This window comes from Veillonella parvula (genome assembly GCF_032550495.1).
GTDB lineage: Bacteria > Bacillota > Negativicutes > Veillonellales > Veillonellaceae > Veillonella > Veillonella parvula_G.
In genome coordinates, this window is record NZ_JAWFZJ010000003.1 from 226202 (window position 1) to 238752 (window position 12551).

At 40.4% G+C, this 12551-nt stretch carries 9 protein-coding genes and 1 tRNA gene; all 10 read left to right on the plus strand.

Going from position 1 to position 12551, the window contains the following annotated elements:
• Positions 1-10 precede the first annotated feature (10 nt).
• Positions 11-2038, plus strand: a complete 2028-nt coding sequence (locus E6X37_RS07430) for a DHH family phosphoesterase (protein WP_316689713.1) — start codon at positions 11-13, stop codon at positions 2036-2038.
• Entirely contained in the window at positions 2035-2481 is a 447-nt protein-coding gene (gene rplI, locus E6X37_RS07435; protein WP_009352526.1) for a 50S ribosomal protein L9, read from the plus strand. Before E6X37_RS07430 ends, rplI begins: the two co-directional genes overlap by 4 nt.
• Positions 2482-2550: 69 nt before the next feature.
• Positions 2551-3909, plus strand: coding sequence for a replicative DNA helicase (gene dnaB / locus E6X37_RS07440; RefSeq protein WP_004694701.1), 1359 nt, complete (start codon positions 2551-2553; stop codon positions 3907-3909).
• Between the two features lie 208 nt (positions 3910-4117).
• On the plus strand, positions 4118-4537 hold the full coding sequence (locus E6X37_RS07445) for a hypothetical protein (protein ID WP_287550548.1): 420 nt from the start codon (positions 4118-4120) through the stop codon (positions 4535-4537).
• A gap of 224 nt (positions 4538-4761) precedes the next feature.
• A complete protein-coding gene (locus E6X37_RS07450) occupies positions 4762-6045 on the plus strand; it encodes a Y-family DNA polymerase (protein ID WP_004694705.1) in 1284 nt (427 codons plus the stop codon).
• 56 nt (positions 6046-6101) lie between these two features.
• A complete protein-coding gene (locus E6X37_RS07455; RefSeq protein WP_004694706.1) occupies positions 6102-6428 on the plus strand; it encodes a YolD-like family protein in 327 nt (108 codons plus the stop codon).
• Between the two features lie 173 nt (positions 6429-6601).
• A complete protein-coding gene (locus tag E6X37_RS07460) occupies positions 6602-8134 on the plus strand; it encodes an ABC transporter permease/substrate-binding protein (RefSeq protein WP_316689714.1) in 1533 nt (510 codons plus the stop codon).
• 255 nt (positions 8135-8389) lie between these two features.
• Entirely contained in the window at positions 8390-10519 is a 2130-nt protein-coding gene (locus tag E6X37_RS07465; RefSeq protein ID WP_287550550.1) for a heavy metal translocating P-type ATPase, read from the plus strand.
• Positions 10520-10964: 445 nt separating this feature from the next.
• Positions 10965-11918 (plus strand): magnesium transporter CorA family protein, encoded by a 954-nt coding sequence (locus E6X37_RS07470; RefSeq protein ID WP_004694714.1) that lies wholly within the window; start codon positions 10965-10967, stop codon positions 11916-11918.
• Between the two features lie 168 nt (positions 11919-12086).
• Positions 12087-12175: transfer RNA gene (locus E6X37_RS07475), tRNA-Ser, on the plus strand.
• Positions 12176-12551: the final 376 nt, after the last annotated feature.

The following is a 12551-nucleotide window of genomic DNA, read 5'->3' on the forward strand; positions in this document are numbered from 1 at the left end:
GGAGGCCGTTATGAAATCCTTTCAACGGAGATGGAAAGGTTTAGAAATTACCATTGTTGCCGTTCTCGTATTATTGCTATTATTGCTGGCCTATTTAAATTGGGCTATTGCGATTTTAGCATTAATCATTGTAGTAGCGGCGTATTTGGTTAATTATAATACCCTTCATAACCGGCGTCGTTTAGCAAGAGAACAGTTTAGTGCGATGATGAAAAATGTCACACAAGCTTCTAATTTTGCTTTACAAAATTTGCCAATGGGGATTGTTCTTGTTAATAAACAAGGCACATTGGTGTGGAATAATAGTGTTTTCGCTGACTGGGTTAAGGTCGACTGGAATAAGCTCCAAAAAATGTCTGCCTTGTTACCTGGTTTCCGTATCGATAAAATCTGGGGTAAGTCCGGATATATGACGGAAAAATATGAAAATCGATATTTTCAAATTATTTATAAATTTATCGATCCTCGGGATACGCGATCAGATATTGATAGTGAAGATGAACTGGCAGAACATGCAGTGATGGCATTGTACTTCAAGGACATTACAGACCTAGAAAAAGCCCGTATTAAAGCCGAAGAGGGGCAACCTGTATGGGGTATGATTCAAATCGATAATCTCGAAGAATTGACAAAAGGCCTTAGTGATCGTGAGTATACTAGTATTTGGACAGATATAAATAATATCATTATGGATGAAATCGATCGCTACGAAGGTTTTATTCGTAACTTCCAAGATGATATGTATACCTTTGCCATTTCTCGTGGTGCGCTTCATGAGATGGAGGAAGATGGTTTTAAAGTGCTCGAACGAATCCGTAAAGTACCATCTCCTCGTCAAGTACCAGCTACGATTTCCATTGGTATTAGTGAAAATATAGGTTCTGTGAAAGATGTATCTGGTCGTGCTCGTGCAGCCTTAGATATTGCATTAGGTCGCGGTGGTGACCAAGTGTGTATTATGGATGGTGAAAGTACGCGCTTCTTTGGTGGTAATACGGCAGGCGTTGAGAAAAATACGCGCGTTCGTGCTCGTGTTGTATCTCAAGCGATCCATGAGCTTATGATTGATTCTGATAAGATCCTTATCATGGGGCATCAGCGCGAAGACTATGATGCCTTAGGTGGCATTATCGGTGTAGCTGCCATTGCTCGAGCACTTGGTAAAGACGTGCGCATTGCGCTTTCAAAAGAAACTAGCGCCATCGATAAAATGGTGAATGTTCTTAACGAGTCAGAGTTCTGGAAAGAGAATATTATTACTGCAGAAGCTGCAAGAGTATGGGTAGATGCGAATACGCTCACTGTCGTGTGTGATACGCATCGTCAGGAAATGGTGGCGGCTCAAGAGGCGCTTGAAATTTCTGAACGACGCATCGTTATCGACCATCATCGTCGTGCAGCGGACTTTGTAGAGAATCCATTGCTCACCTATTTGGAACCATCTGCATCGTCCACATCTGAGCTCGTAACAGAGCTTGTACAATATGCAGGCGTTCCTGTGAAACTTTCAAAAGCGGAAGCCACAGGTATTTATGCAGGTATCGTGCTAGATACAAAGAACTTTGTTCAACAAACTGGTGCACGCACCTTTGAGGCTGCAGCATTTTTGCGTCGTGCAGGGGCGGATATCGACAGAGTTAAACAATTGTTTATTGAAACCTTCGATTCTATCCAATTGCGTGCTAAAATGGTATTTGAAGCAAGTCGTACTGAAGGGATCGCTATTTCCGTAGCTCCTGAAGGTTTGAAGGATATGATGGCGTTGGCTGCACAAAGTGCGGATATGCTCATCAGTAATGAAGATATTGAAGCAGCCTTTGTACTATATTCCTTGAATGAGGGTGGTATCGGCGTCAGCGCTCGATCCAAAGGCAAGGTAAACGTACAAGTTGTAATGGAAGCCTTGGGTGGTGGCGGTCACAGAACTGTGGCGGGTGCTCAATTACAAGGTATGACCGTAGAGGAAGCGAAGCAGGCCATCTTGGAGCATGCTCTTGAGGCGCTTCATTCCGCAGAACAAGAGGAGGAACAACAATGAAAGTAGTATTGTTAGAAGACGTTAAGAAAGTTGGTAAAAAAGGCGAAATCGTTGAAGTTAGCGATGCATATGGTCGTAATGTATTGATTAAAAAAGGTCTTGGTCTTGAAGGTACAACGACTAATGTAAACAATGCGAAACAAAAACAAGACTCCATTGCTCACCACAAGGTTGTAGCGAATGACGAAGCTAAAATCTTGGCAGCTCAATTGACTAAGGTTGAAGTAACTGTAAAAGTTCGCATGGGTGAAGAAGGTCGCGTATTCGGTTCCGTTACTGCAAAAGATATTTCCGATGCTGCTAAAGCTCAATACAAAGTAGATATCGATAAAAAGAAAATCGAAATCAAAGAACCATTGAAAACATTGGGCGTACATGACGTATTAGTTCGTGTTCATCCTGAAATTACAAGTACTATCAAGGTTAATGTAGTAGCCGAATAATAGTATTCACCATGCTCTTTGAGTATGGTGAATTCTTTTATCCATAGTGGTTGTGTGAAGGGGATTATCATGGATGTACGCATTCCACCGCATAATCTAGATGCGGAAAAGGCCGTTTTGGGGGCTTTATTAACTAATGGATCCAATATGGGAGCCGTTGTAGATACGGTGACGAGTATTCTTAAATCTGAAGATTTTTACCGCGATGCACATCGTATTATTTACGATGCTATTTTAGAAATCGTGCATGCCAATAAGACGGCTGATTTTATCACCGTTGGTGAAGAACTAGACCGTCGTAAGCGCCTCGATGCGGTAGGTGGTCTTGCTTATATTACATCTCTTGCCAATGAATCGGTGTCCTACAATGTTGAGGAACATGCGAAAATCATCAGCGAGAAAGCTCAGTTGCGCCGCCTCATCGATGCAGGGAATAAAATCGTAGGCATGACGTATGCTGGCGAAGATGAGCCTACGGCAATCCTTAATAAGGCAGAGCAAATGGTGCTAGACGTAAGCGGTCAAACTCAGTCTGAATCATCCTTTGCAGCCATTGGTGAAGTGGTTTTATCTAATCTAGATAAACTCAATGCACTGCAACAGCATGATGGTGCTATTACAGGCGTGCCAACAGGCTTTAAAGATGTAGACCATATTTTTAACGGCTTACAAAAATCTGACCTCATCCTCGTAGCAGCTCGTCCTGCGATGGGGAAAACAGCTTTCACCTTGAACATCGCTCAAAACGTAACGATGTTGTACGACAAGACGGTGGCGTTCTTTTCGCTGGAAATGGGCAAGGAACAGCTCGTTGGTCGTATTTTGTCCTCCGTGGCAGGTGTGAGCTCTGAAAAATTGCGCCGTGCGAACATGGATCCTGCTGACTGGGAAAAGGTGATTGCTGCGGCGGATCGCATGAGTAAATCTAAACTCTTTATCGATGATACGCCGGGCCTTACCGTACAAGATATGCGCTCTAAATTGCGCCGTCTCAAGGTGGAACATGGCCTCGACCTCGTTATCGTCGATTATATTCAGTTGATGCAAGGTCGCAATGCTGGTAAGGGCAGCGAGAACCGTCAACAAGAGGTATCCGAAATCTCTCGTAATCTTAAATTGATTGCTCGTGAATTTAACGTACCAGTTATCGCTTTGTCTCAGTTATCTCGTAGTGTTGAAAGCAGACCAGATAAACGGCCTGTACTTTCGGACCTTCGTGAATCTGGTTCCCTCGAACAAGATGCGGATATCGTTATCTTCTTGTACCGCGATAAATATTACGATGAAAACTCTGAAAAAGGGGACAATGCAGAAGTCCTCATTCGTAAACACCGTAATGGCTCCGTCGGTACCGTAGAACTCCAATTCGTTGGAGAATTAACACAATTTAGAGATGTAGAATTCCGAGACCTAGGGCCGGAACAATAATGAAAGCTATCGTGGGGGGACTATATTGATGGGGCCCCATAACATAGCTACATTTTGATTAAAAAGAAAGGACTATACTTCTTTGCTCCTCGTGACCTGATGTCGCTGCATAAGTATAGTCCTTTCTTTTTATCACTGTAGTTATGAAGGTGTCCCATCAATATAGTGGCACTAGATAGTTTTCGTTGTATTGTTGGGAGAGGAGCGTATGATGGTTAGAGGTACTGAGTTTTTTGTGTTTTACTTCTTTTGTGTGGCTCTTGGGTTAATAATTAGTGGGTTGTATTTAATTATCAAACGTTTTTTATTACGTCGCAATGGAACTCCAGTAACGATTGTGTCTATACTTCCACGAGTTACAAAGGAAATACCATTTAGAGTGATTGGTGCGGATAGATATATTTATGGTTATGATATTAAGTATATTTTGAATGGTGAAACTCATACTGCTGAGAGTGTAGAGTTTTATATTCCTTTTGCACCAACCAGTGGACCTATGGTTCAATTTAGTCCGACAGGTGTGCTTGCAAAAAATGGAGAAGTAAGTATAGGTAATGTGACGATAACTATTGAGTATGGCGCTGTTTCAATTGTATTAGGGGGATTAGTGTTATTAAGTTTGTTTTGATAGAAATAAATTAGCTATCTTTAATAGTTTGTTAAACATATAGGCATCTAACATTAGATTATATATCTAGTGTTAGGTGCTTTTTATTTTTCTATAAAATTACCTCTATAAAAACAAACATATGTTTGAAAATACTTTGTTTTTTTGTTATACTAGTCATACAAATTCTTGTGTTCTTAATTTTTGTAAAAGCTACTTGTTTAGCGGTTTAGGGAGGTGTTTGTATGGGTTCAGCTGATACGGATCGGCTGTATATGTGTATTGATTTGAAGTGTTTTTACGCGTCTGTAGAATGCGCCGATTTAGGACTGGATCCGTTTATGACGCCTCTGGTGGTGGCCGATGGTTCTCGTGGCAAGGGGGCTATTACGTTGGCTATTTCTCCTGCCTTAAAAAAGTTAGGTGTTAAAAATCGCAGCCGATTATTTCAGATTCCACCGTATATTGAGTATTTGACGGTGAAGCCACATATGAAGCGGTATATGCAGGTGTCTGCTGAGATTTATGGAACCTTGCTCAAGTATGTGGCGCCCGAAGATGTGCATGTGTACTCTATCGACGAGTATTTCATCGATATTACGCCCTATTTACCACTATATAAAAAGACGCCTCGTCAGTTGGCGCAGATGTTGCTTGATGCGGTGCTAGTGGCAACGAAGATTTATGCCACCGTTGGAATCGGAACAAATTTGTTTCTTGCTAAGATTGCCCTTGATATTTTGGCGAAACATGCGTCTGATTTTATAGGCTATCTTGATGAAAGCCTTTTTAAAGAGACAATCTGGTATCATCAGCCTTTGACCGATATATGGCAGATTGGTAAGGGCATAGCTAATCGTTTGCATAAGTATGGTGCTTATGACTTACATGGTATTACTATGATTCCAGAGACGAAGTTGTACAAGGAGTTTGGCATTAATGCAGAGCTCATCATTGACCATGCTTGGGGCCGTGAGCCTTGTACGATTGCGGATATCCATGCGTATCGACCTATTAAGCACTCTATCTCGCACAGTCAGATTTTGTTGCGTAATTATACCTATGAAGAGGCATACGTGCCTATGCGCGAAATGGTAGAGTCCTTGGTATTAGAGCTTTTACAAATCAAAGGGGTTACGAACCATATTCACGTTCATATCGGCTATGCTGATGAAATGATGCGCTCTACAGGAGGTTCTAAAAAGCTTAAGCAGTACACTGACTCTTTGCAGGTGTTAACGGCGGCAGTTATTAAATTATACGAGCAGCATTGCCGTAAAAATGAGCTCATCCGTCGCATAGGAATCAGCTTTGAGGATTTAGTCAATCGATCCGCCATACCTCAAGAGGTGGACCTATTTAGCACTCTTACTACAAATGAAGAGGAAAAAGAGCGACAGGTACAAGAGGCTATGCTATCCATTAAGAAACAGTTTGGTAAGAATTCTATTTTGCGTGCATCGAGCTTACAAGAGGAAGGAACCATGCGCTTTAGAAATACCTTGGTAGGCGGTCATAATGGGGAATAGATATTATAATGGATACATTGGAAATACATTAGTCGCGTAAGGGGAGGTATAAATTAATGAAACATCGCATGTCTCGGTTACAGCGAGCAAAACAATTTATGCCCTTTGCGGCATTGAGGGGATTTGAAGCGTTATTAGCCGCTGTAGCAAAGCCAAAAGAAAATCGGGCAGAGTTATCAGAGGATCAAATAGACGAGTTAAATACAGTTTTACAATCTGTACGTTGTGGGGAGTGGGTACGAATCGTTTACTACAACAAACGAAAATATACGGAACTTATAGGAGCTGTTGATATGATTAGTGAGCAATTACAAATTCTATCTGTACAAGGAACTGTTATTCCTTTCAGATATATTAAAGAGCTGAACTTGTATGATATATAAATATAAATGATGGCTTTTACTGTGTATGGTAAATAGACTAGAGTTAAGAAATAATTAGGTATACAATAGTATCATGGGTAAATATAGCTTTATAAAGATTTCTTGAGTTTTGTTGACTCTAATATACCTATATAATTTTTCGTGTTTTTTGACTTAGAAAGGCGGTGTATGTAATGCATGATGTCATATCATTACTTATAAATCGCTATGATTTTTTCCTCCAGCTATTATGGGAGCATATAGAAATTTCAGTATTAGCTTCTGTTGTTGCGATCATCATCGGTGGATTATTGGGTGTGTTTATATACGAATATAAACGGCTAGCTGCGCCAGTTATGGTAGTGGTTAATTTCCTATATACAATTCCATCTATATCGATGTTAGGCCTTTTGTTGTACGTATCAGGTGTTGGTAATACGACGGCTATCATTGCATTGGTTATATATGCTTTATTACCGATAGTACGAAATACATTTACTGGTCTTAACCAGATTGATCAAGCCATGTGTGAAGCGGGGATTGCATTAGGGCTCACGCGGATTCAACGTTTGTGGAATATAGAGATTCCTTTGGCTATGCCGACGATTATGGCTGGTATACGGACTATGCTCGTTATGACCATTGCCTTGACAGGTATTGCATCCTTTATTGGTGCTGGTGGTTTAGGTGTGGCGATTTATAGGGGCATTACAACGAATCAAAGTGCTTTGACGATTGCCGGTAGTCTACTGATTGCACTATTAGCCATTACTGTTGATGCGCTCTTTTCTCTAGGTGAAAGAGTAACGCGTATTAGCCCTCATATGAAGCGTTATACGATTATATTTGTTTCGATTATGACGCTAATTGCAATGGGTATAGGTGGCTGGGCTATGTATTGCCGTCATGTGAAGACCGATGTTATTCATATTGCAACGAAACCTATGACGGAACAGCTTATTTTGGGGAATGTTTTAAAAGAATTAATCGAGAAGAAGACTGATTTAACCGTAGAGGTTACAGAAGGTGTAGGCGGTGGTACATCAAATATTCAACCAGCTATGCTTTCCGGCCAATTTGATATATATCCTGAATATACTGGTACGGCTTGGTCTGCTGTGCTGAAACGTACGGATGCGTATGATGAAAGCCTATTTAATGAGCTTTCACAGGCCTACAAAGAGGAATATAATTTTGAGTGGGTCGGCATGTATGGCTTTAATAATACCTATGGCATAGGGGTGCGTAATGAAATCGCTCAGAGTTATGGCGTAAAAACATATTCCGATCTTGCTCGTATAGCACCATCCCTAACCTTAGGAGGGGAATATGATTTCTTTGGCCGTGAGGATGGCTATGCTGGATTACAACGTGTGTATGGCATGAACTTTAAAGCTACTAAAGATATGGATATAGGGCTAAAATATACGGCTATTAGTCGTGGTGAGGTGGATGCAATGCCGATATTCACGACTGATGGTCAATTAAGTATTGCACCGATTACGGTGTTACAAGATGATAAACATTTATATCCATCCTATATGGCTGGTAATGTCGTACGTAGCGAAGTGTTGATTGCTCATCCTGAACTGCGGCCTGTATTAGAAAGTTTAAATCATACGATTACAGATCAAGAGATGGCAAAGATGAATTATGCCGTTGAAACGGAACATCAATTGCCAGCTGATGTAGCACATAAATTCCTGGTAGAACGAAATTTGATATAAGGTGAATATAGTTAGAACTAAAGTAAATAAAATTTGATATATATTGAATATGATTTTGTATTGACATTTAATCTCCTTTGATGTAATATAAACATATGCACAGATATTCATATAAATAAAAATATCTGATGAATAATGTTTAGGAACATATATAACAAGATATGAAACAAGATATGTCTAATAAGTATTAGAAAAATATTACCTATTAACTTACAATACAGGATAGAAGCGTTCACTATTATCAAAGGAGATATCATGGAAGAAACATTGTTGTTGAAGAATTTGAACTGTCCGAACTGCGCAGCAAAAATTGAAGATCGTATCTGTAAAATGGATGTGGTAGAGACTGCAAATTTCACACTTGCTACACATCAATTAAAATTAACCGGCTCTTGGGAAGACCGTGAAGCTCTTAAACGTGACATTCAAGACATTTGTGATGCCATCGAAGAGGGCGTTACAGTAGCAGATTATGAACGTAAATCTAAAGCGGCTATGGATGATCATGGTCCTGACCAGGATCGTGGTGGTGATGCTGTAACAATTGCAGTCATCGTAGCAGGCTTGTTATTCATGATTTATGATGTTTTGTCATCCTTTATCCCATCCATCAGCTTGCCAGAGAGTATTGAGACTCCAATTTACTATGTTGCGTATATTCTTCTTGCATTCCCAGTATTGCGTATCGCAGGTCGCAATATCTTAAAAGGCCAAGTGTTCGACGAGAACTTCTTGATGTCTATCGCTACATTGGGCGCTATTGCTATCGATGCATTGCCTGAAGCCGTAGGCGTTATCTTGTTCTACCGTATCGGTGAGTTCTTCGAAGAAAAAGCTACTGATCGTAGTCGTACAGAAATTATGAATGCTGTTGATATGCGTCCACAAGAGGTGCGCGTTGTAGATACAGACTGCGGTGGTGAAATCGTAGTTATGGCTCCTGAAAAGGTTGAAGTAGGCTGGACTATCGAAGTTCGTCCTGGCGATTTAATTCCTCTAGACGGCACAGTGCTTGAAGGTGAAACACGCGTTAATACAGCACCTGTAACAGGTGAGCCTGTTCCTGTTCGCGCCGTACCTGGCACTCAACTTATGTCTGGTTGTATCAACGAATCTGGTCGCATTACAATGCGTGTAGATAAGGTTCTTGAAGAATCCATGGTTACTAAAATCCTTGATGCCGTTGAAAATGCAGCATCTTCTAAACCTAAAATCGACCGCTTCATTACGCGTTTTGCTCGCGTGTACACTCCAATCGTTGTATTCCTTGCTCTTGCTGTTGCTATTATCCCATCCCTTATTACAGGTGAATGGCATAAATGGATCTACACAGCCTTAACATTCCTCGTTATTTCTTGCCCATGTGCATTGGTGCTTAGCGTGCCACTTGCATTCTTCTCCGGTATCGGCAATGCGTCTAAACACGGTATCTTATTAAAAGGTGGTCGAGTTATCGAGGCGTTGGCTAATGTGAAAGCAGTAGCTCTTGATAAAACTGGTACTATCACATCTGGTGAGTTCAAAGTTCACAGCGTAGAAACTGTAGGCTCTCATGTAAGTTCCAGTCAATTGTTATCCATGGCGGCAGCTATCGAAGCCGTTTCTACACATCCAATCGCAACAAGCATCGTGTCTGAAGCAAAAGATCAAGGCCTTACAGTGGAACCTTCTGATTTCGTTCAAGAGTTAGCTGGTGAAGGTATGGTAGGTATGGCAGATGGTCAACAAGTACTTATTGGTAACCGTCGCCTTATGGAACGCTATAATGTGCAAGGCTATCCAACAGAGGCTGCTGAATATGGCACAGAAGTTCTTGTGGCAGAAGGTAATACATACTTAGGTCGTATCATCATCGCCGATGAAGCTCGCCCAGACTCTGCTGAAGCGATTGCTAATCTTAATGGTCAAGATATTAAAACTGTTATGCTTACAGGTGATGCTGAAGCAAGTGCAAATTACATCGCTAAAGAAACTGGCGTAAGTGCTGTACGTGCTCAGTTGTTGCCTCAAGATAAATTGTCCGTAGTACAAGATATTCGCTCTGAATATGGTCCAACTATGTTCGTAGGGGACGGTATCAACGATGCTCCAGTACTTGCTGGTGCTGATGTAGGTGGTGCGATGGGTAGCGGTGCTGATGCGGCTATCGAAGCGGCAGACGTTGTGTTTATGCGTCCGTCCTTGACTGCTATTGCACATATCCTTGACTTGTCCAAAGCGACATTGCGTGTAGCATGGCAAAACGTAGTATTCGCTATTGCTGTAAAAATCCTTATCATGGCGCTTGGCCTCATGGGCTATGCATCCATGTGGTGGGCAGTATTTGGTGATACTGGCGTATCCATCCTTTGTATCTTGAACTCTGTTCGTATCTTGCGCCGTTAATTTGGTGAAAGTAATCTTATAGATTAATGCAGAAATATAACAAATGACATGATTCTGATTTGACAGAGTAGGATAAAACAAATAACCTCTATATTAGCGATAAGCTAGTATAGAGGTTATTTTTATAAGATTTAACCTAATGATATATTGCTGATTATTTGTTTGCATACTTACTCACTGTAAGTTTTAGTGGTTTAATCTTTTGGTGGATTTTTTAGTTTAGCAGCTTTATTAATCTATGTGCTCGCTAGATTTTTTGGTAGATTTGATAAAAGGATGTTTTGAGATGCTTTTAACATATACAATTGTGCATTGTTAATAGACATAAAGTGGTTTATGTATATACTACATAAACAAAACTTTCACAATTGAATTGAATAATAGCTATAAAATAGTATATAATTTATTAGATGATTACTATATGTTCGTTGGAAGGAGGGATAGCATGATCACGGTGTACAAACACATAGAAGAAGAGTTGGTTTCAGACTGCACTGTATCAGATGCCACAAAAGGTTCTTGGGTAAATTTGGTGAACCCAGACCCCGATGAGTTGTCCCTCATCAACATTTTGACGGAAATTCCAACGGACGTTTTAAAGACCGCCCTCGATATGGAAGAACGTTCTCACGTGGAGTTAGAGGACAACTATATTTTTGTGGTTATCAACATTCCTGCGATTCGTGGTAATGATATGTACGATACGGTGCCACTTGGTATCTTTTTGACGCCTGACTTTTTTATTACCGTATGTCTTGAAGAGTCCGAGGTGTTGTATCCGTTCATTTCAAACCAACTGTCTACGTTCTATACGTATAAAAAGACACGATTCTTGTTCCAAATCTTGTACCGTACAGCGACGTTGTTCTTGCGTTACTTACAACAAATTAACCGCCGTACCGACGATATTGAAGTTCAGTTGCGTCATACGACGAAGAATAAAGACTTCTTCCAACTATTGGAATTACAGAAATCCATGACATACTTTACCTCTGCGTTGCGTACGAATGGAACTGTTATGGAACGCCTATTGCGCTTGCGTGGTCACAGCACTTATAGACATTTGCTTAAAATGTATGAAGAGGATGAGGATCTTTTGGAAGACGTTATCATCGAGAATAAACAGGCCATCGAGATGGTTGAAATGTATTCTAATATCTTGATGAATATGATGAACGCCTTTACATCGATTATCTCAAATAACCTTAATATGGTGATGAAAATGTTGGCGGCCCTTACGATTACTTTGGCAGTGCCCACAATCATATTCAGTCTGTGGGGAACGAATGTGGCGTTGCCGTTCCAGGATGATCCGAATGGATTCTACGAAGTAGTAGGTATTTCCGTGGTGTGTTCTATCATTGCTATCATCGGCATGTGGAAAAAAGACCTATTCTAATATATATGACAAATAACTAATAGATTAGGGCAATACTAAATGTTAAATACAAATGAAAAAGCTGGCTGTAAGTCAGCTTTTTTGCTTGCTTATGTATTATATTATTGCTTATTTACGTATTACGTTGTTGCTTATTATTAGACCAATTTGATATAATAGTACCGTTATGGAGAGGTGTCCGAGTGGTTTAAGGAGCTGGTCTTGAAAACCAGTGACTCCGCAAGGGGCCGTGGGTTCGAATCCCACCCTCTCCGCCACCAATAAATATAACAATCACAGATTATAACAAATCGTGACGAACTATAACAAACATAGTAAGAATAAAGGTTTATAATAGTATTATAGAATTGAAATTATAACGAATTGTAACGAACTATAACACAATTTTGCCACCATTTTGCCCCCAAAAGAATAAAATAATTTGCCCCCATTGTGCATGCAGTGTGTAATGGGGGCGTTTTTTGTATGCCGAATAGGCATACAATTAAAAGGAATGAGTTCGGTAGAATACCGAACTCATTCCCAAAAAGTAGCTTAATTATATCTGTCCAAGAAAATGGGTGCAGATCAAATGTGATACAGTTTTTTATATATTACAGAATACTAAATGTTCTCTGATGCGAAATAAAGATA